This window comes from Nocardia farcinica (assembly GCF_001182745.1).
Classification (GTDB): Bacteria; Actinomycetota; Actinomycetes; order Mycobacteriales; family Mycobacteriaceae; genus Nocardia; species Nocardia farcinica.
Genome location: NZ_LN868938.1, coordinates 3,267,320 through 3,293,248, shown reverse-complemented (window position 1 = coordinate 3,293,248; position 25,929 = coordinate 3,267,320). Strand labels below are relative to the sequence as shown.

At 70.5% G+C, this 25,929-nt stretch carries 28 protein-coding genes; 17 read left to right on the top strand and 11 right to left on the bottom strand.

What is annotated here, in order from left to right; genetic code table 11:
- Positions 1 to 31: 31 nt before the first annotated feature.
- The 5 genes from AMO33_RS15635 to AMO33_RS15615 all read left to right on the top strand — a co-directional run bounded on the left by AMO33_RS15635 (position 32) and on the right by AMO33_RS15615 (position 5,255).
- A complete protein-coding gene (locus tag AMO33_RS15635; RefSeq protein ID WP_011207455.1) occupies positions 32 to 1,051 on the top strand; it encodes a helix-turn-helix domain-containing protein in 1,020 nt (339 codons plus the stop codon).
- Positions 1,052 to 1,102: 51 nt separating this feature from the next.
- Positions 1,103 to 2,320: an MFS transporter gene (locus tag AMO33_RS15630; protein WP_373862084.1), complete on the top strand. Its 1,218-nt coding sequence runs from the start codon at positions 1,103 to 1,105 to the stop codon at positions 2,318 to 2,320.
- A 79-nt stretch (positions 2,321 to 2,399) separates the two neighbouring features.
- Positions 2,400 to 3,020 carry a TetR/AcrR family transcriptional regulator gene (locus tag AMO33_RS15625; RefSeq protein ID WP_060593062.1) on the top strand — a complete coding sequence of 207 codons (621 nt, stop codon included), beginning with the start codon at positions 2,400 to 2,402 and terminating at the stop codon, positions 3,018 to 3,020.
- Positions 3,021 to 3,128: 108 nt separating this feature from the next.
- Positions 3,129 to 4,367, top strand: coding sequence for an acyl-CoA dehydrogenase family protein (locus tag AMO33_RS15620; protein WP_060593061.1), 1,239 nt, complete (start codon positions 3,129 to 3,131; stop codon positions 4,365 to 4,367).
- Positions 4,368 to 4,409: 42 nt separating this feature from the next.
- Positions 4,410 to 5,255 (top strand): SDR family oxidoreductase, encoded by an 846-nt coding sequence (locus tag AMO33_RS15615; RefSeq protein ID WP_060593060.1) that lies wholly within the window; start codon positions 4,410 to 4,412, stop codon positions 5,253 to 5,255.
- Positions 5,256 to 5,394: 139 nt separating this feature from the next.
- On the opposite strand, the gene AMO33_RS15610 is transcribed toward AMO33_RS15615, so the two are convergent.
- Positions 5,395 to 6,312, bottom strand: a complete 918-nt coding sequence (locus tag AMO33_RS15610) for an alpha/beta fold hydrolase (RefSeq protein WP_228789520.1) — start codon at positions 6,310 to 6,312, stop codon at positions 5,395 to 5,397.
- A 69-nt stretch (positions 6,313 to 6,381) separates the two neighbouring features.
- On the opposite strand from AMO33_RS15610, the gene AMO33_RS15605 reads away from it, so the two are divergent.
- From AMO33_RS15605 to AMO33_RS15595, 3 genes are read left to right on the top strand one after another with little or no spacing between them, the layout of a single operon-like run.
- Positions 6,382 to 7,161 (top strand): exodeoxyribonuclease III, encoded by a 780-nt coding sequence (locus AMO33_RS15605; RefSeq protein ID WP_060593058.1) that lies wholly within the window; start codon positions 6,382 to 6,384, stop codon positions 7,159 to 7,161.
- Positions 7,162 to 7,177: 16 nt separating this feature from the next.
- Complete coding sequence (locus AMO33_RS15600; protein WP_228792492.1) at positions 7,178 to 7,648, top strand: ribonuclease domain-containing protein; 471 nt, start codon at positions 7,178 to 7,180, stop codon at positions 7,646 to 7,648.
- The gene (locus tag AMO33_RS15595) at positions 7,648 to 8,145 is read left to right on the top strand and encodes a barstar family protein (RefSeq protein ID WP_011207463.1); all 498 of its coding nucleotides are present in this window, start codon (positions 7,648 to 7,650) and stop codon (positions 8,143 to 8,145) included. The genes AMO33_RS15600 and AMO33_RS15595 overlap by 1 nt, the downstream gene beginning before the upstream one ends.
- Here the strand turns inward: AMO33_RS15595 and AMO33_RS15590 are convergent.
- Positions 8,142 to 8,783: a TetR/AcrR family transcriptional regulator gene (locus tag AMO33_RS15590; protein ID WP_011207464.1), complete on the bottom strand. Its 642-nt coding sequence runs from the start codon at positions 8,781 to 8,783 to the stop codon at positions 8,142 to 8,144. The genes AMO33_RS15595 and AMO33_RS15590 overlap by 4 nt on opposite strands.
- A gap of 109 nt (positions 8,784 to 8,892) precedes the next feature.
- On the opposite strand from AMO33_RS15590, the gene AMO33_RS15585 reads away from it, so the two are divergent.
- Genes AMO33_RS15585 through yhjD form a run of 3 tightly spaced genes read left to right on the top strand, consistent with a single transcriptional unit; the run spans position 8,893 to position 11,941 of the window.
- Positions 8,893 to 9,822 carry an oxygenase MpaB family protein gene (locus tag AMO33_RS15585; RefSeq protein ID WP_060593056.1) on the top strand — a complete coding sequence of 310 codons (930 nt, stop codon included), beginning with the start codon at positions 8,893 to 8,895 and terminating at the stop codon, positions 9,820 to 9,822.
- Positions 9,823 to 9,844: 22 nt separating this feature from the next.
- On the top strand, positions 9,845 to 10,876 hold the full coding sequence (trpS, locus tag AMO33_RS15580; protein WP_011207466.1) for a tryptophan--tRNA ligase: 1,032 nt from the start codon (positions 9,845 to 9,847) through the stop codon (positions 10,874 to 10,876).
- Between the two features lie 45 nt (positions 10,877 to 10,921).
- Complete coding sequence (gene yhjD / locus AMO33_RS15575) at positions 10,922 to 11,941, top strand: inner membrane protein YhjD (protein WP_060593055.1); 1,020 nt, start codon at positions 10,922 to 10,924, stop codon at positions 11,939 to 11,941.
- A 209-nt stretch (positions 11,942 to 12,150) separates the two neighbouring features.
- Here yhjD and AMO33_RS15570 read toward each other — a convergent pair whose 3' ends face one another.
- Positions 12,151 to 13,455, bottom strand: coding sequence for a D-alanyl-D-alanine carboxypeptidase family protein (locus AMO33_RS15570; protein ID WP_060593054.1), 1,305 nt, complete (start codon positions 13,453 to 13,455; stop codon positions 12,151 to 12,153).
- A 132-nt stretch (positions 13,456 to 13,587) separates the two neighbouring features.
- Here AMO33_RS15570 and AMO33_RS15565 point away from each other — a divergent pair, with 132 nt between their 5' ends.
- Complete coding sequence (locus tag AMO33_RS15565) at positions 13,588 to 15,093, top strand: MFS transporter (protein ID WP_060593053.1); 1,506 nt, start codon at positions 13,588 to 13,590, stop codon at positions 15,091 to 15,093.
- A complete protein-coding gene (locus tag AMO33_RS15560) occupies positions 15,083 to 15,694 on the top strand; it encodes a TetR family transcriptional regulator (protein WP_060593052.1) in 612 nt (203 codons plus the stop codon). Before AMO33_RS15565 ends, AMO33_RS15560 begins: the two co-directional genes overlap by 11 nt.
- 38 nt (positions 15,695 to 15,732) lie before the next feature.
- Here the strand turns inward: AMO33_RS15560 and AMO33_RS15555 are convergent, their stop codons facing one another.
- Both AMO33_RS15555 and AMO33_RS15550 read right to left on the bottom strand, forming a co-directional pair.
- The gene (locus AMO33_RS15555) at positions 15,733 to 16,632 is read right to left on the bottom strand and encodes a phenylalanine 4-monooxygenase (protein WP_011207471.1); all 900 of its coding nucleotides are present in this window, start codon (positions 16,630 to 16,632) and stop codon (positions 15,733 to 15,735) included.
- A 114-nt stretch (positions 16,633 to 16,746) separates the two neighbouring features.
- Positions 16,747 to 17,334, bottom strand: a complete 588-nt coding sequence (locus AMO33_RS15550) for a DUF4396 domain-containing protein (protein ID WP_228795088.1) — start codon at positions 17,332 to 17,334, stop codon at positions 16,747 to 16,749.
- A 70-nt stretch (positions 17,335 to 17,404) separates the two neighbouring features.
- On the opposite strand from AMO33_RS15550, the gene AMO33_RS15545 reads away from it, so the two are divergent.
- Entirely contained in the window at positions 17,405 to 18,130 is a 726-nt protein-coding gene (locus AMO33_RS15545) for a JAB domain-containing protein (protein WP_314825639.1), read from the top strand.
- A gap of 6 nt (positions 18,131 to 18,136) precedes the next feature.
- On the opposite strand, the gene AMO33_RS15540 is transcribed toward AMO33_RS15545, so the two are convergent.
- From AMO33_RS15540 to sdhC, 6 genes are read right to left on the bottom strand one after another with little or no spacing between them, the layout of a single operon-like run.
- Positions 18,137 to 18,676, bottom strand: coding sequence for a hypothetical protein (locus AMO33_RS15540; protein ID WP_060593051.1), 540 nt, complete (start codon positions 18,674 to 18,676; stop codon positions 18,137 to 18,139).
- Positions 18,673 to 19,857, bottom strand: a complete 1,185-nt coding sequence (locus tag AMO33_RS15535; RefSeq protein ID WP_082668680.1) for a helix-turn-helix domain-containing protein — start codon at positions 19,855 to 19,857, stop codon at positions 18,673 to 18,675. Before AMO33_RS15535 ends, AMO33_RS15540 begins: the two co-directional genes overlap by 4 nt.
- Positions 19,858 to 19,884: 27 nt before the next feature.
- Positions 19,885 to 20,658 (bottom strand): succinate dehydrogenase iron-sulfur subunit, encoded by a 774-nt coding sequence (locus AMO33_RS15530; protein ID WP_011207476.1) that lies wholly within the window; start codon positions 20,656 to 20,658, stop codon positions 19,885 to 19,887.
- On the bottom strand, positions 20,658 to 22,457 hold the full coding sequence (gene sdhA / locus AMO33_RS15525) for a succinate dehydrogenase flavoprotein subunit (RefSeq protein ID WP_011207477.1): 1,800 nt from the start codon (positions 22,455 to 22,457) through the stop codon (positions 20,658 to 20,660). The genes AMO33_RS15530 and sdhA overlap by 1 nt, the downstream gene beginning before the upstream one ends.
- A gap of 16 nt (positions 22,458 to 22,473) precedes the next feature.
- Positions 22,474 to 22,905 carry a succinate dehydrogenase hydrophobic membrane anchor subunit gene (locus AMO33_RS15520; protein WP_011207478.1) on the bottom strand — a complete coding sequence of 144 codons (432 nt, stop codon included), beginning with the start codon at positions 22,903 to 22,905 and terminating at the stop codon, positions 22,474 to 22,476.
- Between the two features lie 5 nt (positions 22,906 to 22,910).
- Complete coding sequence (gene sdhC / locus AMO33_RS15515) at positions 22,911 to 23,309, bottom strand: succinate dehydrogenase, cytochrome b556 subunit (protein WP_011207479.1); 399 nt, start codon at positions 23,307 to 23,309, stop codon at positions 22,911 to 22,913.
- A 292-nt stretch (positions 23,310 to 23,601) separates the two neighbouring features.
- Between sdhC and AMO33_RS15510 the strand changes: the two genes are divergently transcribed.
- The 3 genes from AMO33_RS15510 (at position 23,602) to AMO33_RS15500 (ending at position 25,921) form a co-directional block, all read left to right on the top strand.
- Complete coding sequence (locus tag AMO33_RS15510; protein ID WP_011207480.1) at positions 23,602 to 24,003, top strand: cytidine deaminase; 402 nt, start codon at positions 23,602 to 23,604, stop codon at positions 24,001 to 24,003.
- Positions 24,004 to 24,019: 16 nt separating this feature from the next.
- On the top strand, positions 24,020 to 25,303 hold the full coding sequence (locus tag AMO33_RS15505) for a thymidine phosphorylase (RefSeq protein WP_060593049.1): 1,284 nt from the start codon (positions 24,020 to 24,022) through the stop codon (positions 25,301 to 25,303).
- 321 nt (positions 25,304 to 25,624) lie between these two features.
- Positions 25,625 to 25,921, top strand: a complete 297-nt coding sequence (locus AMO33_RS15500; RefSeq protein WP_240327539.1) for a hydrolase — start codon at positions 25,625 to 25,627, stop codon at positions 25,919 to 25,921.
- Positions 25,922 to 25,929 lie beyond the last annotated feature (8 nt).

Sequence of the window (25,929 nt, the reverse complement as noted above, 5' to 3'; positions counted from 1 at the left end):
ACAACCGAACGTTTCCTGCCACACTGGTGCCATGACCGGACGGACCGTCGCGATGGCGATCGCGCCGGGTGCGCTGCACCCCTGGGATCTCTACGAGCTGGGCGTGGTGGCCGCGATCTTCGGGACGCCCCAGCCGGACCTGGCCGACCCCTGGTACACGCTGCGGGTGTGCGCGGTCGCACCGGACCAGGGCGAACAGTCGATCGGCTTCGGCGCCTTCCTGCGTCCCGAACACGGTCTGGCCGAGTTGCTGGCCGCCGATACCGTGATCGTGCCCTCGGTGGCCGCGCACTGCCGCACGGGCGAGCGCGCGCTACCCGCGGAACTGCTCGACGCGCTGGTGGCCGCGCACCGCCGGGGCGCCCGGCTGGTCGCGCTGTGCGACGGGGTGTTCGCGTTGGCGGCGGCGGGCATCCTGACCGGGCGGCGGGTGACGGTGCACTGGGAACACGCCGGCCTGCTGGCCCGCCGCCACCCCGATCTCGTGGTCGACGACTCGGTGCTCTACCTCGACGACGGCGACGTGCTCACCAGCGCGGGCATGACCGCGGCCCTCGACCTGTGCCTGCACCTGGTGCGCCGCGACCTCGGCGCGACCGTCGCGAACCGGCTGGCCCGGCGCATGGTGATTCCCCCGCACCGCTCCGGCGGCCAGGCGCAGTACGTCGACCGCGCGGTGCCCGCCGATCCGCGTGACGACCTCGGTCCGGTACTGCAATGGGCGGCCGCGCACCTGGACCAGCCGCTCACCGTCGACCTGCTCGCCGCCCGCGCGAACATGAGCACCCGCACCTTCCACCGGCGCCTGCAACGGGCCGGCGGGGTCACACCCAAGCAGTGGCTGCTGAACCAGCGCCTGGCCTATGCCAGAAGCTTGCTCGAGTCGACCGACCTGACCGTCGAGGCCGTCGCCCGGATGGCCGGGCTCGGCACCGCCACCAACCTGCGCAGGCACTTCACCACGGCACTCGGGGTGACGCCCGCGGACTACCGCCGCACCTTCGCCCGCCGCGAGCCCGGGACCCCGCCGCGGGACGGCGCGGTGGCGTAACTCACGCGATCTCGGGAAGCGATGCCGGTTGCCGGTCGGTTACATGGACACGTGACGAGTCCCGCGACCATCGCCCCCGTCCGTTCCGACTCCCCGCGCACCGAGTGGCACGTGCCCGCCATGCTGGCACTGGCGCTCGGTGGTTTCGGCATCGGCACCACCGAATTCGTCACGATGGGCCTGTTGCCCGACATCGCCGTGGCCATGCACGTCTCCGAGCCGACCGCCGGGCACGCGGTGTCGGCCTACGCGCTCGGCGTCGTGGTCGGTGCGCCGCTGCTGGCCGCGCTGTGCGCGCGGGTGCCGCGCAAACGTCTGCTGGTGGCCCTGATGGTGGCCTTCACCCTCGGCAATCTCGCCACCGTGCTCGCGCCGACCTTCCACACCCTGGTCGCGGCGCGCTTCGTCGCCGGCCTGCCGCACGGCGCGTACTTCGGCGTCGCCTCGCTGGCCGCGGCCTCGCTCGCGCCGGTCGGCCGGCGGGCGAAGGCGGTCGCCGCGGTGATGCTCGGCCTCAGTGCCGCGAACGTCGTCGGCGTGCCCGCGGCCACCTGGCTCGGCCAGCACTTCGGTTGGCGCGACGCCTTCGTGGTGGTGGCGCTGATCGGCGCGGCGACGGTGGCGGCGCTGCTGCGCTTCGTGCCCGAACTCACCGGGTTGGTGATCACCAACCCGCTCACCGAACTCGGCGCGCTGCGCAGGACGCAGGTGCTGGCCACTCTCGCCGTCGGCGCGATCGGCTTCGGCGGCATGTTCGCTGTCTACACCTACATCGCGACCACCTTGACCGACGTGGCGGGCATGGCCGCGGGCGCGGTGCCGTTGGTGCTGGCGCTGTTCGGCCTCGGCATGGTGGCGGGCAACGTCGCCGGCGGCGTGCTGGCCGATCGCGGCGTGGACCGTTCGATCTTCGCGGCGATGGTGACGATGGCGGTCGTGCTCGCGGCCTTCGCCGCCGCCGCGCACCACCCGGTGACGGCCGCGATCGGCGCGTTCCTCGTCGGTGCCTCGGGCGCCGCGCTGGCGCCGGGCCTGCAGACCCGCCTGATGGACGTGGCCGCCGACGCGCAGACCCTCGCCGCCGCCCTCAACCACGCCGCGCTCAACATCGCCAACGCGGCGGGTGCCTGGCTGGGCGGTCTGGTGATCGCCGCGGGCTTCGGCTACACCGCGCCCGCGTTGGTCGGCGCGGGCCTGGCGGTGACGGGCGTGCTGCTGTTCACCGTGACGGTGTGGGCCGCCCGCCGCGGCGCGCCGGCGGCGCAGTGACCGACAGGCGCATCGACACAGACGCATCGACATCGGACGCACTGACATACAGCTCTGTATGTAACCGTAGAATCGCCGGATGACCACGACCGGCAGGCGGCCGCGGCGCACCCAGGAGCAGCGCAGCACCGAGATGCGCACGCGGCTGCTCGACGCCACCATCGAATGCCTCGTCGAGTACGGCTATGCGGGCACCACGACGCCGCGCATCGCCGAACGCGCCGGGGTCACCCGTGGCGCGCAGGTGCACCACTTCGGCTCGAAGAACGATCTGGTGATCGCCGCGATCAACCACCTGGCCCAGCGCCGGGTGCAGGCGGTGCTGCGCGAGATGGCCGACCTGGCGCCAGGTGCCGATCCGGTCGCGTCCGCCCTCGATTTCCTGTGGGAGCTGCACCAGGATCCGCTGTTCACGGCCACCGTGGAGCTGTGGGTGGCCGGTCGCACCGAACCCGTCCTCGCCGCCGCGATGGCGGAGGTGGAGCCCTTCGTCAACGGCGCCGTGCTCACCGCCGTGGAGCGATTCGTGCCCGACGAGATGCGCCGCAAGGGCGCGCGCGACTTCGTCTACACCGCGATGGACACCCTGCGCGGCATCCTGCTGGCCGGCTCCGGTGACACCGACACCGAGCGTGCGCACCGGCGCTGGCGGCGCGCCTGCGCCCTGCTGCGTGCCGCCGCGCGCACCTCGGACACCTGACCGGCGAGCCGCGCGCCACCCGTTGCGCCGTTACATACAGCTCTGTACGTTTGTGGCAGCTCGATCCGCCGGACTCGGCGAGCGGCGCAGCGACGGGAGTGAACGACGATGTTCGAATGGTCCGAGACCGATCTGATGGTGCGCGACGCCGTGCGCGGTTTCATCGACCGCGAGATCCGGCCCAACCTCGACGCCCTCGACAGCGGCGAGATGCTGCCGTACCCGATCCTGCGAAAGATGTTCGCGGAGTTCGGCATCGCCGCCATGGCGACCGAGTCGCTGGAGAAGTCGCTGGCCGCCGAGGAAGCCCGCACCGAGGGCGGTGACGCGCCCGAGCGCGGTGGGTCCGGTGCGTTCGGTCAGCAATCCATGATGGCCGTGGTGGTCAGCGAACTGTCCGGTGTCTGTCTCGGCCTGGTCAGCGCGATGGGCGTGAGCACCGGGCTCGGCGCGGCCACCATCATGGCGCGCGGCACCCTCGCGCAGAAGAAGCGCTGGCTGCCGGAACTGGTGACGATGGAGAAGGTCGCCGCCTGGGCGATCACCGAACCCGACTCCGGCTCGGACGCCTTCGGCGGCATGAAGACCTACGTGCGCCGCGACGGCGAGGACTACCTCCTCAACGGCCAGAAAACCTTCATCACCAACGGTCCCTACGCCGACGTCATCGTCGTCTACGCCAAGCTCGACGAGGGCGACGCCGGTGTGGACAAGCGCGACCGCAAGGTGCTGACCTTCGTCCTCGACAAGGGCATGGAAGGTCTCACCCAGGGCAAACCGTTCAAGAAGATGGGTCTGCACGCGTCTCCCACCGGCGAACTGTTCTTCGACAACGTGCGGCTCGGGCGCGACCGCCTGCTCGGGGAGACCGAGGAGCACCGCGGCGGCGACGGCCGCGAATCCGCGCGCACCAACTTCGTCGCCGAGCGGGTCGGGGTGGCGTTCCAGGCGCTGGGCATCATCGAGGAATGCCACCGGCTCTGCGTCGAATACGCGAAGAACCGCAGGCTGTGGGGTCAGGAGATCGGGCGGTTCCAGCTGGTGCAGCTCAAGCTGGCCAAGATGGAGATCGCGCGGATCAACGTGCGCAACATGGTGTTCAGCACGCTGGAGCGCGGCCGGGCGGGCAAGCCGCTGTCGCTGGCCGAGGCCTCGGCCATGAAGCTGTACTGCTCGGAGACCGCCACCGAGGTGGCGATGGAGGCGGTGCAGCTGTTCGGCGGCAACGGCTACATGAGCGAATACCGCGTCGAGCAGCTCGCCCGCGACGCGAAATCGCTGATGATCTACGCGGGCAGCAACGAGATCCAGGTGACCCACATCGCCAAGGGGCTGCTCGGCCGCTGAGGCCCCGTCGGTTCGCGGCGATCCGTCGAGAAAGGCACACAGATGAGTTCAGCCGCACGGATTGCGGGCAAGGTCGTCGTCATCACCGGCGGCGCGCGGGGTATCGGGTACGCCACCGCGCGCACGCTGCGCGATCTGGGCGCGCAGGTCGCCATCGGCGACGTCGACGAGGCCAAGGTGAAGGAATCCGGCGCCGAACTGGGCCTGGACGTCTACGGCGCGCTCGACGTCACCGATCCGGACAGCTTCGAGGCCTTCCTCGACCAGGTCGAGCGCACCCTCGGCCCGATCGACGTGCTGGTCAACAACGCGGGCATCATGCCGACCGGCCACTTCGCCGACGAGCCCGACCGCGTCAGCCGCCGCATCCTCGACATCAACGTCTACGGTGTCGTCCTGGGCAGCAAGCTGGCCACCCGGCGGATGCTCGAACGCGGCCGCGGGCACGTCATCAACATCGCCTCCCTCGCCGGTGTCGTCGCCACCCCCGGCCTGGCCACCTACTGCGCCAGCAAGGCCGCCGTGCTCGCCCTCACCGACACCCTGCGCCTGGAGTACCGCGACCGCGGCATCGAATTCTCCGCCGTGACACCGACCTTCACCAACACCGAACTGGTCGCGGGCACGGCCGGCGCGAAGGGCATGCGCAACGCCGAGCCGGAGGAGATCGCCGCGGCCGTCGCGGCCCTGATCACCACCCCGCGCCGTCGCGTCGCGGTGACCAAGCTCGCCGGCAGGCTGGCCAACCTCCAGTACTACGTGCCGGAAAAGGTGCTCGACTTCCTCGGCGACAAGCTCGGCATGAAGGAGGTCTTCCTCAGCGAGGTGGACCAGCAGGCCCGCGCCGCCTACGAACGCCGCGCCCGGGGCGAGGACGACGAATCCTGAAGTCCGGCAATGCGGCGGCCTGCGTGGTGACGCTGCGCTGCCGCCTCCGGCCGCTGACCCGCTCAGGCTGTGTTGGATGTGCCTGAGCGGGGCGGCCTGCGTGGTGATGCTGCGCTGCCGCCTCCGGCCGCTGACCCGCTCAGACGGCGCGCAAGCGGGTGCGGCTGGCGTAGACGTGTTCGGCGATGAGGGTGGCGATCCGGTCGGGTGCTTCCAGCATCGGCACGTGGCCGACCCGGTTGACCAGGATGCGGTCGGCCGAGTCGGGCAGCTCCTTCAGGAACCGTCGCGCGTAGACGCGGTTGGGGATCACCCGGTCGTACTCCGACAGCAGCAGCCGCACCGGCGTGGCCAGATCCGACAGGTCGGCCAGCGCGGGCGCGCGCAGGCTGCCCAGGATCAGCGGCACCATCGCCCGGCAGTTCACCGCCGCGGTGACGGTGGCGACGGCGTCGCGGCGCGCCACCGCGGTGGGATTCTTGACCACCGGGAACAACGCCAGCCGCCGCACCACCGGGTTGCGCGCGGCGAAATCGGCCATCCGCGCACCCAGCCGAGTCACCGGCACCAGCGACAGGAATTTCAGCGCGACCCGGAACTGGGTGAGCGAGGGCACATTCCAGCCGCCGGCCGGTGCGATGAGCGTCAGGGTGCGGGCCCGCCCGCGCCGGGCCAGCTCCACCCCGACCCACGCGCCGAGTGAATTGCCCGCGATATGGCAGGTGCGCCAACCCATCTCGTCGAGTTGCCGCTCCACCGCGTCGGCCAGCGTGGCGATGTCGATGGTGCGCCCCGGCGCGTCCGGCCCACCCCAGTGCCCGGCCAGGGCGGGGGCGAACACCTCGCAGTGCGCGGCCATCAGCGTCGCGGTCTGCTCCCAGCAGTGCGGCGAGAGCAGGAAGCCGTGCAGCAACAGCAGCGGATCACCCGAACCGATGTGCAGCGCCGCCATCGCGGCGGGCCGCTCCACGGGCTTCTTGCGGGCCGGCTTCGCGCCCGTGGCGGCGCTCGCACGCGCGGCGGGGGAGGCGGGGGACGGGGAGGTGTCGGACGTCATCGTCAGCACCCCTTCCTGGACGGCGGAGTCCGGGGCAGGTACATCTGACCAGCATTGTACGGTCGGACGGTGCCGAACATCGTCGCAACGATCAACGTCAACGGGGTCAGGGCCGCCGCGGGCAAGGGGATGCTCGCGTGGCTGGCCGCCACCGAGGCCGACATCGTCTGCCTGCAGGAGACCCGCGCCACCGACGAGCAGACCGCGGCCGCGCTGGCGCCCGCGCTCGCGGACGGATGGCAGCTGGCCCACGCCGAGCCCGGCGCGAAGGGGCGCGCCGGGGTCGGGATCCTGTCGCGGCGGGCACCGGACGCGGTGCGAATCGGGTTCGGCAGCAGCGAGTTCGACGGCTCGGGCCGCTATCTCGAAGCCGATTTCGGGGATGTGACCGTGGCCAGCGTCTACGTGCACTCCGGTGATGCGGGTACGCCACGGCAGGACGAGAAGTACCGCTTCATGACGGAATTCGGCGCGTACCTGAAGGCCCGCACCGGCGATTTCGTGGTGTGCGGCGACTGGAACATCGCCCACACCGAACGGGACCTCAAGAACTGGAAGGGCAATCGCAAGTCCGCCGGATTCCTCCCCGAGGAACGCGCCTGGATCGACGAACTGCTCGCCGCGGGCTATGTCGACGTCGTCCGCGCCCTGCACCCCGACGTCGACGGCCCCTACAGCTGGTGGTCCTACCGCGGCCGTGCCTTCGACAACGACTCCGGCTGGCGCATCGACTACCACCTCGCCCGCGGCGAACTGGCCGGCCGCGCCAAACAGGCCGTGGTCGAGCGCGCCCCGTCCTACGACCAGCGCTGGTCCGACCACGCACCCGTCACCGTCCAGTATCGCTGAGGGAGGGCCGTCCACGATGTCTCCGAAGATGCTTCGACTGGTGGGGGCCTTGGGTGCCCTGGCGGTGGTGGTGCTGATCTCCGTCCTCACCACCCGCGGCTCGGACACCGCGCCGAGCGCGATCTCGGCCACCGCGACGCCCGCGGCGGGTGCGAGCTCGACCGGCAAGCCCGCGGCTCCGGTCACCTCGCCGACGCGGGTGGCGGGCGTGCCCGAGCGGGCCTACACCACGCTCGCCGAGATCGATGCGGGCCGCTGGCCGGATTCGGCGAACGCGCCGGGCACCAAGGGTGGGGAGCGGTGGATGAACCGCGACGGTGATCTGCCGCGCGCCGATGCGGCGGGCAGGGCGATCACCTACCAGGAGTGGGACGTCAATCCCAAGCAACGCAACCGGACCCGGGACGCCGAACGCATCGTCACCGGCAGCGACGGTTCGGCCTGGTACACCGGCGACCACTACCAGACCTTCACGAGGATGCGCTGATGCCTGTTCCGTTGTCGCGATTCCTGGCCCGCCCCACCGAAGCCCGGCCGGAATCCGCTACACCCGAGCCGATCGCCGCCGCCGCGGAACCGGTGTTCGGCGCGCTGGCGGTGAGTGCGCCGGAACTGACCGAGGTGCGCTATCGCGCGCCCGCCGGTTTCGCGGTGCGCGAGTTGCGCGGGACGCGGATGCGGACGGTCGCGGGCGTGTTCGACGAGTGGGCGGCGGCCTTCCAGTTCCCCTACTACTTCGGGCAGAACAAGAACGCTTTCGACGAATGCCTGCGTGATCTCGACGATTTCGTGGGTGAGGCCGCCGGGTATGTCGCGGTGGTGCGCGACGCGGCCGACCTGCTGGCCGAGCAGCCCGCCGAACGGGATTGGTTCGACGAGGCCATGCGCGACTGCGCCGACTACTGGCGCCGCCGCGACGTCAGCTTCCGGGTGGTGTTGCAGGGCGAGCCGGACACCACAGCGGTGGAGCTGGAGCTCGACTAGGGCTTGGGCAGCCGGCCCGCCAGATCCTCGCCGAGCAGCACGAACACGTCGGTGGTGTGCTCGACGAGTTCGTCCCGGTCGAGCGCGATCTCGCCCTGCAACCACGAGGTCAGCGTGTGGACCAGGCCGCCGACCAGGTAGGTCGCGCGGAAATCGATCACCGCGTCGGACACCGGCTCGCTGCGGCCGTAGAAGCCGACGCCCTGCGCGGCGACCATGCGCGCGAACGCGCGGACGGTCTGGTTGCCGCGCGCCCGCAGCTCCGGCGTCGACATGCCCGCGATCAGTGCCGCGCGTGCCTTGCGCGGGTCGTCGGTGAGCAGGTGGATACCCGCGGCGATGGCGGCGTGCGCCTTGGCGCGCGTCTCGTCCGGCGCCTCGCGCAGTGCCGCGAGGATGGCCAGCGCCAGTTCCTCGGCGATCTGGTCGAACAGGGCGGCCAGCACGGCCTCGCGGCTGTCGAAGTTCTCGTAGTAGTAGCGCTCGTTGAGACCGGCGCGCGCACAGAGCCCGGACACGGTCAGTTTGGCCGTGCCCTCGGTGCCGACGATCTCGAGCGCGGCGTTCAGCAGCGCGGTGCGCCGCTGCGCCCTGCGCTCCTCGGCCGAGACGCCGCCGTAGGTCCGCTGCGCAGTCACCCGTCCGATTCTGGCACGCCGACTGTTCTGGAGGTTTTTGGCAGAGTGTCTTGCCAGAATGAGAAATCTGGTGGATTCTGTTGCCAGATGACTCGATGAGGAGGCCGCCATGTCCGAGCCCGGATACTTCGCCGAGCACTCGATGATCCGGCGGGTGATGCGCAAACGCGCGGTGGGCATCACCTACGGACTGCGGGCGCTGGTGATCGGCGCGGTGCACCCGCTGCTGTATGTGGGCACCGCGGAGAGCACCCACCACCGGAGCACGCCCTACACCCGGCTCGCGATCACCGGCAAGCTGTTCGAGGCGGTGTTCCTGGGCAGCAAGGACGAGGCCGACCGGGCGCTGTCCTACACCGGTAAACGCCACGTCCGGGTCAGCGGCGCGCTGCCGGAGGACGCGGGCCCGCACCCGGCGGGCACGCACTACTCCGCGCTCGACCCGGACCTGATGTTCTGGACCATGGCGTTCACCTTCGACTCCGCGGAGGTCATGCACGACCTGCTGGTCCGCAGGCTGACCGACGGTGAACGGGAGGCGCTCTACCACGACTACGTGCGCTGGGGCGAGCTGTTCGGGATGCCGCGCTCGGCCGCCCCCGACAGCTACGCCGGTTTCCGGGCGCGCTACGACGGCTACCTGGCCTCGAACCAGCCGCATCTCACGCCGGAGGCGCGGATGGTGGGCTCGTACCTGATGGGGCAACGGGTGCCCTACCCGCTGCCGGTGCCCGCCCAGCAGGTCACCGGCGGGTACTACCTGCTCGTGCAGGGCAGCCTGCCCGAGCCGGTGCGGCGGTTGTACGGCCTCGACTGGGGGTGGGCGCAGGAACGCCGGTTCCGGCTGCTCGCGGCCGGGGTGCGGGCCGCCCATCTGGCCCCGCCGGTCGGCCCGCGCCTGCTGGCGAACACCCTGCGCGGTCCGAGTGCGCCGCTCTACCAGGTGGCCTCGCGCCGCGAGCAGGACCTGCAACGCTCCGGAAAGCCGAGTATGCCCGGTGTCGATCCGCGCTCGTGGGCGGAGCGGAATTCCGCTTGAGCGGCATGGAAAGATCGGGGGTATGTCCAGTCCTGCATCAGCCCCGGCCGCGGAGCGCAAGCAGCGTGTGCTGTCCGGGATCCAGCCGACCAGCAATTCGTTCCACCTCGGCAACTACCTCGGTGCGCTGCAGTACTGGGTAGGGATGCAGGACGACTACGACGCGCTGTACTTCATCCCGGACATGCACGCGATCACCGTCGCGCAGGAGCCCAAGCAGCTGCGCGCCCGGACCAGGGCGGCCGCGGCCCAGCTGCTGGCCATCGGCATCGACCCGAAGCGCTCGACGCTGTTCGTGCAGAGCCAGGTGCCCCAGCACGCCGAACTGGCCTGGGTGCTCAGCTGCATCACCGGTTTCGGCGAGGCGAGCCGGATGACCCAGTTCAAGGACAAATCGGCCCGCCACGGCGCGGACAACGCCACCGTTGGCCTGTTCACCTACCCGGTGCTGATGGCCGCCGACATCCTGCTCTACCGCCCGCATCAGGTGCCGGTCGGCGAGGACCAGCGCCAGCATCTCGAGCTCACCCGTAACCTCGCCCAGCGGTTCAACACCCGCTTCAAGAAGACCTTCGTGGTGCCCGAGGCGCACATCGTCAAGGGCACCGCCAAGATCTACGACCTGCAGGATCCGACCTCGAAGATGAGCAAGTCGGCGGCCTCGGACGCCGGTCTGATCAACCTGCTCGACGATCCGAAGGTGAGCGCCAAGAAGATCCGCTCGGCGGTCACCGACACCGGCCGCGAGATCCGCTACGACCCGGACACCAAACCCGGTGTCAGCAACCTGCTGGTGATCCTCGGCGCACTGACCGGAACCTCGCTCGACACGCTCGAGCGCGATTACGACGGCAAGGGTTACGGCGACCTGAAATCCGACGTCGCCGACGCGCTGGTGGAGTTCGTCACGCCGTTGCAGGCGCAGGTGCGAGAGTATCTGGCGGATCAGGGCGAACTCGATCGCATCCTCGCCGCCGGAGCCGAGCGCGCGCGCGAGATCGCCGGCAACACTCTCGCACAGGTCTACGACCGGGTGGGTTTCCTGGCACGCTAGCCCGGGTACGACGCTTGCGAGGGTAGGCGTCGAAGGGGTGTACAGGTGCAGGTGATCGACAACGTCAAGGCCGGTATCGAACGTCGCGTGCAAGCGCGACCGTGGCTGGATCACCTGATCCGCGCCGGTGGGCAGTACCAGCGGCAGCGCGGCGACTACTTCGCCGCGGGCATCACCTATTTCACGGTGCTGTCGCTGTTCCCGCTGCTGATGGTCGCATTCGCGATCGCGGGCTTCGTGCTGGCGGGCAACCAGGACCTGTTCACCGAGCTCCAGAACAAGATCGTCGAGAACATTCCCGGCGAATTCGGCACGCAGGTCAACGATCTGGTGGACCAGGCGGTCGAATCCCGCGGCACGGTCGGTGTCCTCGGCCTGATCACCGGCCTGTGGACGGGGCTCGGGTGGATGGCGAACCTGCGCGCGGCGCTCACCGAGCAATGGGAGGGCAAGCACGAGGACGGCAACTGGTTCCTCACCAAGCTCTCCGATCTCGGCGCGCTGCTCGGCCTCGGTGTCGCCCTGGTGCTGTCGCTCGGTCTGTCGGCGGTGGGTTCGAGCGATCTGGGGGAGCGCGTGCTCGACGGCCTCGGCCTCGGCGGGGTGCCCGGTGCGCGGCTGCTGCTGACCGCGGTGTCGATCCTGCTGGCGCTGGTGGCCAGCTGGGCGGTGTTCGCCTGGATCATCGCGCGGCTGCCGCGCGAGCCGGTCACCCTGGCCAGCGCCGCCAAGGCCGCGCTGCTGGCGGCACTGATCTTCGAGGTCTTCAAGTTCGTCGCCTCGATCTACCTGCGCACGGTGCTGCGCAGCCCCGCGGGGGCGACCTTCGGGTCGATCATCGGCCTGATGGTGTTCAGCTACGTCACCTACCGGATCATCCTGTTCGCCACGGCTTGGGCCGCGACCGCCGAGGAGAACCGGAAGGACGCCGAGGTTCCCACGCCCGCACCGGCGGTCATCCGGCCGCGCGTGGTCGATCGCGGGGTGTCCGGCGGGGCGGGTGCGGCCGCGTTCGGAGCGGGCGCGCTGGCGGCGCTGGCGTTGACGATGTTCCGGCGCAAGTGAAGTCGTAACGGTCCCGGTGCCGAAGCCCGCGCCCGAATTCGTGGAACCGACCGGCGGGCTGCGGCGTCCAATCTCATGACGCGATATCCCGATCGGGGATCGCGGGGACCGGCGGGACGAGGGCTGCGTGCGGCCGGTCACGGGACCGGCCGGTGCCCGGCGAGGGGCGGGCACCGGCACGCACCCGAGCGATTCCCCCGCGGGCGGTGTCAGCGGCGGGGACGGCTGACCCGGCGCGCGCCGAGCAGCAGCACGGCGATCGCGACGAGACCACCGACGATCAGCAGCGTGCGGGCGCCCGCGTGCCTGCGTTCGGGTTGTGCGGCGGTGGCCGTCTCGTCGTCGCCCGGCGGCGGCGCGGCCAGTACCACGTTCGGCTCGGTGTCGGTGGCGTCGGTCGCCGCGCCGGGCAACGACCCCACCGAAGCGCCCGCGGGCAGCGCGAAGCCGTAGTCGAGTAGCCGGGCGGCCTGCTCCCACGGACGGATCGGCAGCACGTCGGCCTTGAGCAGGGTCACCACCAGGCGGCGGCCGTCGCGCTCGGCGGCGGCGACGAAGGTCTGGCGGGCGTCGTCGGTGAAGCCGGTCTTGCCGCCGAGGGCGCCCGCGTAGTTGTAGAGCAGCTGGTTGTCGTTGCCGATCGGGAAGCCGGGGTGGTCGGTGTCGTCGGGGATCAGCGGGTTCTTCGGATAGCCGGGGAAATCGATCTGCTCGGTGCGGATGAGTTCGGCGAACAGCGGGATCGTCATCGCCTCGCGGAACAGCAGGGAGAGGTCGTAGGCCGAGGTGGTCATGCCCGGTCCGTCCAGTCCGGAGGGCGTGGCGGCGCGGGTGTCGAAGGCCGACAACGACTTCGCGACCTCGTTCATCCGCGCGACGGTGGCCTTGTCGCCGCCGAGTTGGGCGGCGATGGCGTGTGCGGCGTCGTTGCCCGAGGCCATGATCAGCGCTTGCATCAGCTGCCGGTTGGTGTAGCGGCCGCCGGGGCCGATGCCGACGCGGGTGCCGTCGACGTCGGCGTCGGCCTGGGTGCCGGTGACCACCCGGTCCAGGTCGAGTGTGCGCAGCGCCACGATTGCCAGCAGCACTTTGATGGTGCTGGCGGGACGGTACCGGCCGTGCGGATCCTTGGCCGCCAGCACCTCGCCGGTGTCCAGGTCGGAGACCATCCACGCGGTCGCGGAGATGTCGCGCGGCAGTGGCGGCGCGTCGTCGGGCACCACCACACCGCATTCGCCCATCCGCGCACCCCCGATCGGCGGCACCGGCACCGGCAGCGGGGTGGGCGCCGGCTCACCGGGGGCGGGCACCTCGGAGGTGTCCACCGCGGGCGGCGGGACGTTCTTCTGCGGGCAGGTGTCGGTCTCGGGGGTGGTGAACGGCGCCGTCGTGGTGGGTGGCGTCGGTGCGGTGGGCGCGGCCGCGGCGGGGATCGCGACCGCCGCGCCGAGTGCGGCCGCGACGGTGAGCGCCGCCGTCAGCCTGCGCAGGGGGATGGAGAGGCGAGCAGTCATCGACAGCGAGCCTATCGGGCGCTCCGAGTCCAGCCGCGCGGGCGGCGGCCGGTGTTGCCCGGCAGATATTGACAGATGCTCCGAAATGATAGTTACTATCAAAATCCATCAACTTCCACTTTCGGAGGATTCGTGCGAACCGACTCCGCTTCCCGTCTGCTCGCCCTGGGCGCCCTGTCCGTGGCGACGCTGACCATCGGGCTCGACATGACGGTGCTCACCGTCGCGCTGCCCACGCTCGCCATGGATCTGCACGCCGACGTCGGCGCCCTGCAGTGGTTCAGTACCGCCTACACCCTGGCGCTGGCCGCGCTGATGCTGCCCGCCGGCGCGCTGGGCGACCGCTACGGCCGCAAACGGCTGCTCCTGGCGGCGTTGGTCGTCTTCGGATCGGCCTCCGCCGCGTGTGCTTTCGCGACATCCTCGGGGCAGCTGATCGCCGCCCGGGTGGTGCTCGGCGCGGCCGCGGCGGCGATGATCCCGCTGTCGATGGCGGTGCTGCCGGTGTTGTTCCCCGAGCCCGGAGAACGCGCCCGCGCGTTGTCGATCTGGGTCACCGCGATGGGGCTCGGCCTGCCGCTGGGCCCGGTGCTCGGCGGATGGCTGATCGACAACTTCTGGTGGGGGTCGGTGTTCCTCATCAACGTGCCGATGGTCGTGGTGGCCGCGATCGCGGTGGCCGCGCTGGTGCCCGAATCCCGCGACCACGCCCGGCGACCGCTGGATCTGCCGGGAATGGGACTGTCGACCACGGGCATGCTGGCGCTGACCTACGGACTGATCCGCTGCGGTGAGCAGGGGTGGGGCGACCCGCTCGCCCTGGCCTGCGTCGCCGCCGGTCTGGTCGCCGGTGCCGCACTCGTCGCCTGGCAGCGGCGCGCTACGCATCCGCTCATCGACCCGGGCCTGTTCCGGGCGCCCGGCTTCAGGTGGGGCGCGGTGTTCGCCGTGCTGATCAGCTTCGCGCTGTTCGGGTTGTTCTTCACGGTCCCGCAGTACTTCCAGGAGGTGCTCGGCACCGACGCGCTCGGTAGCGGACTGCGGTTGCTGCCGATGATCGGCGGACTGATCGTCGGCGCCAGGGTGGGGGAGCGGCTGTTGCCGAAAGCCGGCGTGCGCGCGGTGCTGACCGGCGCGATGGTGGTGCTGGCGCTCGGCCTCGGCTGGGGTGCGCTCACCGGCGTGGACAGCCCGTACTGGTTCACCGCCTGCTGGATCGCGCTCGTCGGTGCGGGCATGGGCGCCGGCCTGCCGGTCGCGATGTCGATGGCGCTCGACGATCTCGACCTGGACCACGCCGGCGTCGGCACCGCGTTGCTGCAGGCGGTGCGCCAGGCCGCGGGCACCCTCGGCGTCGCGGCCCTGGGCGCGGCGCTGGCCACGCGGTACCGCAGCGAACTCGGCGCGCTGAACACCGCCCCCTACGACGCCGGGGTCAGTGCCGGGGTCGCGACGGCGAAAGCCACCGGCGACACCGCCGCGCTGGCGCAGGTGCAGTCGGCGTTCACCGGCGGGATGGCGCTCATGCTCTGGGTGTGCGCGGCGGTGGCGGCGGCCGGGGTGGTACTCGCGCTCGCCGCGCTGCCGCGGCGGGCCGACGCACCCGTGGATGCGTCAGAATCGACGCATGTCGGTTGAACCATCGGACGCCGCGCCCGCACCAGGCCTCCGGGAACGCAAGAAGGAACGGACCCGGCGCGCCCTGCGGACCGCGGCGTTCCGGTTGTTCCGCGAGCAGGGGTACAGCGAGACGACCGTCGAGCAGATCGCGGCCGCGGCGGAGGTCTCGCCGAGCACCTTCTTCCGGTACTTCCCGTCCAAGGAACACCTGGTCGTCGCCGATGATCTCGACCCGGTCATGATCGCCGAGATCCGCGCCCAGCCGCGTGGACTGTCGCCCTTCCTCGCCTTCCGCAATGCGATGAGTGCCGCCTTCGCGACGCTCACGCCCGAGGAACTCGCGTTCGAGCAGGAGCGCCAGGCGCTGCTGTATCACGTGCCGGAACTGCGGGCCGCGATCGGCCGGGAACTCGAGCGGGGCATCGAGATGATCGCCGGCCTGCTGGCCGAATACCTGGAGCGCTCGCCCGACGACTTCGACGTCCGCGCGGCCGCGGGGGCGATCGCCGGAGCGGGTATCGCCGTCTCGCTCCGGTCCCCGGTCAACGCCGAAAACCTCGGCCGGGTGATGGAATTCCTCGACGCGGGCATGCCGCTGGGGGCCGGCCGCCCCGGCTGAGCTCCGGACCCGCCCTAGCCTCGTGAGCCGGACCCGCCCTAGCCTCGTGAGCCGGACCCGACGCGCCGCGCGCGCAGCGGGGTCTCGTCGTCCATCTCCGCGAAGAACCCGCCGATCACGTCCTCGATCTGGCCGATCGACTCCGCGCAGTACAGCACCGGCTGATAGTGCGTGATGTCGTAGGGTTCGGTGCCCATCGCGACCACGTCCAGCGGACGCAGCCGGGCCCGCCGGAACTCCTCGATCTCGCCGAACGAGGACAGCAGACCCGCTCCGTAACAGCGGATCTCGCCGCGTTCCCGGACCACCCCGAACTCCATCGAGAACCAGAACACGTCCGCCAGGAACTTCAGCGCCGCCTCGGTACGCAGGCGCGCCACCGCCGCGCCGACGGTCCGGTAGATCGCGGCGAACCGCGGGCTGGCGATCTGGTTCGCGTGCCCGATGATCTCGTGGATGGCGTCCGGCTCGGGGGTGTACAGCGGTGCGGAATGGTGGCGGATGTACTGGGTGGAGTGGAACACCGACTCGGCGAAGGAGCCGAAGAACTCCCGCAGCGGCACCAGACCGGCGGCGGGGACGTAGCGGAACCCGCTGAGCGGGGCCAGCGCCGCGCTCACCTCGTCGAGCTGCGGGATGTGGTCGGTGGGCAGGGCGAGGCGCTCGGCGGCGGCCAGCACCTCGGCGCTGGCGTAGGTGCGGTGCTTGCGCGCCAGCTCGGTCGAGACCATCCGCCAGACCCGCTGCTCCTCCTCGGTGTAATCGACCCGGGGAAGGGCCGCGCCGGGCGTGTAACCCAGCGCCAGCGCGGCGATGGCGTTGCGCCGCGCCCGGTAGTCCGGATCGCGCACGCCGGGGTGCTCGTCGCTCAGGTGCACCGTCACCGCACCATCTCGGTCACGGGTCACCGGCGAGTACAGCTGCGCTTCGGTGAACATGATTCGATGCAAGCACCGGTGCGCCGCCGGGACAACGAACACCCGGACAACTGGACAATCTGCTCAGTTCCCCCGGCCGGTACCGCTCGATTGCGGCAGCGCGGGCGGAATCGATCAGTGGTAGGCGTGCACGACCGCGTGGCCCTTGCCGCGGCCGATCAGCCACTTGTTCACCGGCGTGGTCACCACGAACGCCACCGCGAAGGCCAGGGCCAGTGAACCCCAGAACAGCGCGTCGGTGATGCCGGCGTGCATGGCGCCCGGCACCAGGAGCAGCACGCCGTTGTCGACGATCTCCATGACCGTGATCGACACCGTGTCGGCGGCCAGCGCCACCGACAGTGCGGCGCCGAAGGCGACCCCGGCTCGCATCACGCCGCGCATGGTCAGGCTGTAGCCGAAGACGAAGGCGAGCACGATCGCCAGCACCATGGTCGGCACGTTGCCCCAGCCGAGCGCGGTGCCGATGACCATGCCCAGCACCTCGCCGATAGCGCAGCCGGTGAGGCAGTGCAGGGTGGCGGTCATCGCCATCTGCCAGGTGGAGTGGTCGGTGTGGTCCGTGTGGGCTGCGTGGTCGGCGTGAGCAGCGTGGTTGATGTGGTCCGCGTGGTCGGTGTGAGTGGTGTGGTCCGCGTGGGTGGTGTGGTCGTGGGCAGGGTGATCGGCATGGCCGGAGTGGTGGCCTTGCATGTCCTCCATACCTCGGACTATACCCCTACAGGGTATATCGTCAAGGTGAGTCGTCGCCCCGGTGTCGGTGGGCGGTGGCATGATCGCCCCGTCACATCGGATGGCGAGGGGGATGGGGATGTCGGTACCGATCGCGCGGATGCCCAGCTCACAGCGGCCGCGAGAGCGTCTGCTCACGCTCGGGCCGATGGCGCTCAGCGACGGTGAGCTGCTGGCGCTGCTGCTCGGTCAGGGCCGCCGCGGCGCGAGTGCGCTGGAACTCGCCGCCGAGCTGCTGGCCGACCACGGCGGCATCGCCGGCCTGGCCGCGGCCAGGCCGGAAGAACTGGCCCGCCGCACCGGCGTGGGCTCGGCGAAGGCGGCGGCCCTCATCGCCGCTTTCCACCTCGGCCATCGCGCCCGCGCCGAGTCGGCCGCGGCGCCGCGGCTCACCCACGCCGCCGAGGTCGCCCGCGTCGCCGCGCCCCTGTTCGCCGGTGCCCGCGTCGAACGCCTGCTCGTGCTGATCTGCGACACCCAGCACCGGCTACGCCGCCACGTCTTCGTCGCCGAGGGCGCCGTCGACCGCGTCGCCGTCCCGGTCCGCGAGATCCTCAACACCGTCCTACGCCACGACGGCCGCTCCTTCGCCGTCGTCCACAACCACCCCTCCGGCGACCCACACCCCAGCCCCGACGACCGCCGCGCCACCACCCTCCTGCACGCCGCCGCCACCACCGTCGGCCTCCGCTTCCTCGACCACATCGTCCTGGCCGGCGAACACTGGTCCCGCGCCGCACCCCTGGACGACGGGTTCGTCGAATGACGCGCTCTACTCGAGCATTCCGTGCTCGCGCGCCCACTTCTCGAACCCGCCCGGTGCGAACGGCAACCGGTACTCGTTGATCAGAAGATCGTCGGCGAGGGCCGACACCAGCGGCACCGTCAACAGACCGGTCCGGATCGCCTCGCACAGCAGCCGCAGCGTGGGGCAGTACTCGATGCTGTAGTCGCGCGCCGCGCGCCGACCGGCCGCGTCGTCCACCACAGCGATGCCCGGCAGCGTCCGTGCGAGAGCGAGTACACCGGCCTCCCCCCGATTGCGGTTCCTCCGGACCAGACGCGCCGAGAACTGGGCGAACGCTGCCAGCTCCTGGGGATTACGCAGTTCGCGGTGTTCGATCCAGGGCGCCCGCAGGACCGCACCGATCCGGTCGTCGTTGGACGCCAAATTGCGAAGCTCGAACGCTACGACGTCGGGTATCACCGCCGCCCGGTCGCCGACCACCGCTTTCAACACGCCGAGCCAGTCGGAGCGCGCAAAATGGCACAGCGGGCTGGTGTCGAAGACGAGCGTCCGGGACGCGCTCACACGAAGTCCCAGATCGCGTTCTCGGCGAGCTGGTCCGGTCCGGGGAGCTCGCCCTCCTCGATCGTGTCGAACAGCAGGTCGGCAGCTCGTGCGGTGGAGACCACGCCTGCGCGCAGGAGGCGAAGCACCGACTTCTGATAGCGATGGCTCAGATACGGTGGTTCCAGCTCGTGGCGGGGGACCAGGTCGAACTCGACGATATCGGCGGCAGTCGTGCGCACGGTTCGGATGAATCCGGCTTGCTTGGCCTCGATGACCTCGAGTTCCAGCAGGCGCTGCGCGAGCGTGGTCATGTCGACCTGGTAATCGCTGGCCAGCCGGACGGCCGCCGTGCGAACGCCCTCCGTTGCCGCGTACTCCCGCCATCGCGCGGGCAGTGAGCGGACAGGAAGCAGCACTGCTCGCGCGAACCGGTCCAGGCGGGTCTCCCAGGCGCCGGTGTCCGCGGCGGCGCCGAGCCGCCAATCGACGGTGTATTCGTCGGCGAACAGGTAATGGCCGAACTCGTGCGCCAGCGCCAGTCGGCGTCGGCCGACCTGGAGGCTGCCGTTGATCAGTGCGATTCCCCCCGCGCGCAACAGCAGCGAGGCCGCGTCGGCGGCATCCGCGCCGAGTTCGAAGCTGAAGACGAGCAGGCCTAGCTCCCCCATTTTCCGGCCGATGTCGCGGGCCGGTTCGGCGTCGTCGAGGCCGAGACGTTCGCGGGCCGAGCGAGCGGCTTCCTCCGCTTCCGCGATGGACCCGGGTTTGGCCATCTGCACCGGGCCGTCCAGACCCAGTGCGCGATCGTGCTCGGTCATGAACTCGACATTCCACGCGAGCCGTTCGAGCAGCTTGTCGATTTCGGGGCTGGGCGTGCCGGGTTCTTGCAGGTTGCGATGGGACACGATCGCGGGCGGCGAGGGAAGCACGAACCACTCGATCCGCTCTCCGAGTTCCTCGGCGATGCCGGCCAGTTCCAGCGCCGAGACCCGCCGAGTACCACCTTCGATCTTGGCCAGCGCCGACCGATCGATACCGATGGCGGCGGCCAACTGGGCCTGCGTCAGGCCGTGTCGGCTCCGTGCCTGGGCGATGCGGTCGCCCAGCTCCCCCGCCGGAAGCTCCGTCATGTGTGCGATTCTAGAACATTCCCGCGCGGGGGCGACGGAAAAACGACGAGGGCCGGGTGCTCGCGGCACCCGGCCCTCGAATGTGGCACGAGAAACTCAGCGGGCGAAGAGGAGGGCTCGCTTGACTTCCTGGATGGCCTTGGTGACCTCGATGCCGCGGGGGCAGGCGTCGGTGCAGTTGAAGGTGGTGCGGCAGCGCCACACGCCTTCGACGTCGTTGAGGATGTCGAGGCGTTCGCGGGCGCCCTCGTCACGGCTGTCGAAGATGAAGCGGTGCGCGTTCACGATCGCGGCCGGGCCGAAGTAGCTGCCGTCGTGCCAGTACACCGGGCACGAGGTGGTGCAGCAGGCGCACAGGATGCACTTGGTGGTGTCGTCGAACCGGGCACGGTCGGCCTGGCTCTGGATGCGCTCGCGGGTCGGCTCGTTGCCCGAGGTGATCAGGTACGGCTTCACCGCGCGGAAGGCGTCGAAGAACGGCTCCATGTCCACCACGAGGTCCTTCTCCACGGGCAGGCCGCGGATCGGCTCGACGGTGACGGTGATGCTCTTGCCGTCCTTGGGCAGCATGTCCTTCATCAGCACCTTGCAGGCCAGCCGGTTCACACCGTTGATCCGCATGGCATCGGACCCGCACACGCCGTGGGCGCAGGAGCGCCGGAAGGTGAGGGTGCCGTCGAGGTAGGACTTGATGTAGATCAGGACGTTCAGGAAGCGGTCGGTCGGCAGGACCGGCACCTGGAAGGACTCCCAGTGCGCGCCCTGGCCGTCCTCCGGGTTGAACCGCGCCACCTTGACGGTGATCATGGTCGAGCCCTCGGGCACCGGAGCCGGATTCGACGCGCTGGTCTTCTCGAGTACGGCAGTCATCAGTACTTACGCTCCATCGGCTCGTAACGGGTCTGCACCACCGGCTTGAAGTCGAGCCGGATGTCGGACAGCAGATCCGTGCCCTCCTTGTAGGCCATGGTGTGCCGCATGAAGTTCACGTCGTCGCGGTCCGGGTAGTCCTCGCGGGCGTGGCCGCCGCGCGACTCCTTGCGGTTGAGCGCGCCCACCACGGTGACCTCGGCCAGCTCGAGCAGGAAGCCCAGCTCGACGGCCTCGAGCAGGTCGCTGTTGTAGCGCTTGCCCTTGTCCTGCACCGTGATCCGCGAGTACCGCTCCTTGAGCGCGTGGATGTCGGTGAGGGCCTGCTTGAGCGTGTCCTCGGTGCGGAACACCGAGGCGTTGTTGTCCATCGACCGCTGCAGCTCGGTGCGGATGTCGGCGACGCGCTCGTTGCCGTGGTCGGACAGGATCAGCGCCAGCCAGTCCTGCACCATCTGCGCCGGGTTCTCCGGCATCTCGACGAAGTCGGTGCGCTCGGCGTACTCGGCGGCGGCGATGCCCGCCCGGCGGCCGAAGACGTTGATGTCCAGCAGCGAGTTGGTGCCGAGGCGGTTGGCGCCGTGCACCGAGACGCAGGCGCATTCACCCGCGGCGTAGAGGCCGGGCACGATGTCGTCGTTGTTGCGCAGCACCTCGCCGCGGATGCGGGTGGGGATGCCGCCCATCACGTAGTGGCAGGTCGGGAAGACCGGCACCAGCTCCTTCACCGGGTCCACGCCCAGGTAGGTGCGGGAGAACTCGGTGATGTCGGGCAGCTTCTCCTCGAGCACGTCCTCGCCGAGGTGGGTCACGTCGATGTAGACGTAGTCCTTGTTCGGCCCGGCGCCGCGGCCCTCGAGCACCTCGAGCACCATCGAGCGGGCGACGATGTCGCGCGGGGCGAGGTCCTTGATGGTGGGGGCGTAGCGCTCCATGAAGCGCTCGCCGTCGGCGTTGCGCAGGATGCCGCCCTCACCGCGGACCGCCTCGGAGATGAGGATGCCCAGACCGGCCAGACCCGTCGGATGGAACTGGTGGAATTCCATGTCCTCGAGCGGCAGGCCCTTGCGGAACACGATCGCCATGCCGTCACCGGTCAGGGTGTGCGCGTTCGAGGTGGTCTTGTACATGCGGCCCGAGCCGCCGGTGGCGAACACGATCGACTTGGCGTGGAAGACGTGCAGGTCGCCGGTGGCCAGCTCGTAGGCGACCACGCCGGTGGCGACCGGACCCCGGTCGGTCTCGGTGAGCACCAGGTCGAGCACGTAGAACTCGTTGAAGAACTGCACGTCGTGCTTGACGCAGTTCTGGTACAGCGTCTGCAGGATCATGTGGCCGGTGCGGTCGGCCGCGTAGCAGGCGCGGCGCACCGGCGCCTTGCCGTGATCGCGGGTGTGACCGCCGAAGCGGCGCTGGTCGATCTTGCCCTCGGGCGTGCGGTTGAACGGCAGGCCCATCTTCTCCAGGTCGAGCACCGCGTCGATGGCCTCCTTGGCCATGATCTCCGCGGCGTCCTGGTCCACCAGGTAGTCACCACCCTTGACGGTGTCGAAGGTGTGCCATTCCCAGTTGTCCTCTTCCACGTTGGCCAGCGCGGCGCACATGCCGCCCTGGGCCGCGCCGGTGTGGCTACGGGTCGGGTACAGCTTGGTCAGCACGGCCGTCCGGACGCGCGGGCCCGCCTCGATGGCCGCGCGCATACCCGCGCCGCCGGCACCGACGATGACGACGTCGTAGCGATGTTCCTGAACAGGACGGGCTGCGACGGCGCCGCTGTTACGTTCGCTGGACTCACTCATGCGAGGTGGCCTGTTCCTAACTGATGTTGGGGTCGAAGGTGAAGATGACGTAGGTGCCGACGCCCATGATCAGGATCATCGAGACCGCGAGCAGGGTCTTGAGCCAGAAGCGGGTCGAGTCCTTGCGGGAGTAGTCGTCGATCACGGTGCGCAGGCCGTTGCCGCCGTGCAGCTGGGCCAGCCAGAGCATGGTGAGATCCCAGATCTGCCAGAACGGCGAGGCCCAGCGGCCGGCCACGAACGCGAAGTTCAGGCGCTGCACGCCGCCGTCGATCATCAGCATGATGAACATGTGACCCAGGACGAGCACGATCAGCAGCAGCCCGGAGAAGCGCATGAACAGCCAGGCGTACTTCTCGAAGTTGTTGCCCGCGCGCCCGCGCGGCGCCCGGGGCAGGTCCAGGCTGGCGGGGCGGTCGTAGGACTTGCCGAGAACAGGTGCGGTCATCGTGATCAGTGCTCCGTCAGCAGGTAGAAGAACTGGCGGCCGACACCGGCGGCCGAGGCCACGATCCAGATGGCGAGCACGATCCACAGCATCTGGCGCTGGAAGCGCGGGCCCTGGGACCAGAAGTCGACGAGGATCACGCGGACGCCGTTGAGCGCGTGGAACAGCACGCAGACGACCAGGCCCATCTCCATCAGGGCGACCAGCGGGTTCTTGTAGGTCTCGATGGCTTCGTCGTAGACCTCCGGGCTGACCCGGACCAGCGCGGTGTCCAACACGTGCACGAAGAGGAAGAAGAAAATCGTGACACCGGTGATGCGGTGCAGCGCCCAGGACCACATTCCCGGGTCGCCTCGATACAGCGTCTTCCGCTTCGGCTGGGCCGGAGCTTCGATCGTGGTCATAGAGTGCGGTGCCTCCAACGTCGTTGATGGACCCGGTTTCAGGTCCGGTGCCGACCGCGTGGGAGGGGCGAATGCCCAGGTGGCTGCGCTGTGCTCCTGAAGCGCATGCCCGCTGCCGGGAACCTGAACCGATCTGTCTTGGACTCTAATCCCCTCCGATTCGCGGAACTAATTCGGCGTGCCGTGCGTTGCGTGGTAATGCGGTGGGTTAGGTTTACCTTTGTTGCTGCGTAACGGGGTGCGCTGCGGCACTCGCGCGCGTGGGTGCGGCCCGTGGAGGAGAAGGTCCGCTGTGCCCGAAATCGACTGGAATTCTTTGCGCGACAATGCTTTTCGGGTAATGCATAACGCCTATGCGCCGTACTCGCGGTTCCCGGTCGGCGCGGCGGCTCTCCGTGCCGACGGCGGAATTGTGAGCGGATGCAATGTGGAAAATGTCTCATACGGACTCGGCCTCTGTGCCGAAACTGTACTGGTCGGTAACTTCATCGCGGGTGGGGGCGGGCGGTTGCTGGCGGTCTCGGTGACCGATTCGCGCGGCGAAATCCTGCTGCCCTGCGGGCGCTGTCGCCAGGTGCTCTACGAGCACGGGGGAGCGGGGTTGCTGGTGGACCACCGGGCCGGTCCGGTTCCGCTGGCGCGGTTGCTGCCCGATGCCTTCGGCCCCGACGACCTCGCCGCCGGGCAGCGGTGAGTGCCAGACTGGCCGCGTGACGGCTCTGGACGCGGTTTCCCTCATCACCACCAAACGCGACGGCGGACAGCTCTCCGACGAGCAGATCGACTGGGTGATCGACGCCTTCACCCGGGGCGCGGTCGCCGACGAACAGATGGCGGCGCTGGCGATGGCGATCCTGCTGCGCGGGATGACCAGGCGCGAGACCGCCCGCTGGACCGCCGCCATGATCGCCTCCGGGCAGCGCATGGACTTCACCGACCTGCCCCGGCCCACCGTCGACAAGCACTCCACCGGCGGCGTCGGCGACAAGATCACCCTGCCGCTGGCGCCACTGGTCGCCGCCTGCGGCGCGGCGGTGCCGCAGCTGTCCGGCCGCGGGCTCGGGCACACCGGCGGCACCCTGGACAAACTCGAGTCGATCCCGGGCTGGCGGGCCGACGTCCCGGTGGCGCGGATGCGCGACATCCTGGCCGACCCGGCGATCGGTGCGGTGATCTGCGCGGCCGGCGCCGACCTCGCTCCCGCCGACAAGCGCCTCTACGCACTGCGCGACGTCACCGGCACCGTCGAGTCGGTGCCGCTGATCGCCAGTTCGATCATGAGCAAGAAGATCGCCGAGGGCACCGCCGCACTGGTCCTCGACGTCAAGGTCGGCTCCGGCGCGTTCATGAAGGACCGCGCGACCGCGACCGAATTGGCCACCACGATGGTCGAGCTCGGCGCCGACGCGGGCGTGCGGACGGTGGCCTTGTTGACCGCGATGGACAGCCCGCTCGGCCGCACGGCGGGCAATGCGCTCGAGGTCGCCGAGGCGGTGGCGGTCCTGGCCGGTGGCGGGCCCGCCGACGTCGTCGAGCTGACCCTGGCACTGGCGCGCGAGATGGTCGCCCTCGCCGGCCTGGACACCGATCCGGCCGATGTGCTCGCCTCCGGCCGCGCGATGGACCACTGGCGCGCGATGGTGCGCGCCCAGGGCGGCGACCCGGACGCGCCGCTGCCGCGCGCCACGCACACCGAGATCCTGCGCGCCGACCGTGACGGCGTACTGACCCGCCTCGACGCGATGGGCGTCGGTGTGGCCGCTTGGCGGCTCGGCGCGGGGCGGGCACGTCAGGGCGACCCGGTGCAGCACGGCGCGGGCGTGGCACTGCATGCCGGGGTCGGCGACCGCGTCACCGCTGGCCAGGCGCTGTGCACCCTGCACACCGACACCCCCGAGGCGTTCGACTCCGCGGCCGCCGCGCTGCGCGAGGGGATCGAGATCGGCGACGCCGCCGCCGGCACGGGCCCGCTCGTGCTCGACCGGATCGGTTGAGCGCCGGACGTCCCGCGTTCAGCCGAGCGTGGGACGCCAGTTCCGCGAGGTAGCCGGCGACCGGTCCCGCGGTGAACAGCCCGCCCGCCGCCTGCGGACTCGGCGGCCGCGGGCAGCAGCGCCGCGTGCGCACGCGCGACGGAGTCGCGGCCACCGGCCAGCAGCGCGTCGCGACCGATCACGCACCACAGCGCCTCGGCGTGCGGGTCCGCCGGCGGATCGGGCAGGTCCCGCAGCGCGGCGCGGGCGCAGGCGAGATCGCCGTCGGTGGCGTGCAGCAGCGAGATCCGGGCCGCCTGCCTCGCCGCATCCCGTGCCGCGGTGCCATCGATCGTCGCCGACTACCGCGCCTCCGCGACCGTCGACGTGGAGCACGACCGCGCCGACCGGGCGGCCGGGCGCACCCTCGGCATGCCGGTCGCGGTGCTCCCGCAGGACTGGGGAGCCGCGCTCGGTTACGACGCCGCCGCACTGTGGCGAGCCTGGGCGCCCGACCTGCGCCATCGCACCGTCTCGGCCGGTCGTTTCCTGGCCGGGCAGGACCCCGCCCTGGTCGCCGCGGAGATCCGCGCCCTGCTCGCTCGCCCGGCCCCGGATCGGGCGGCCACACGGTCGTGATCGCACCC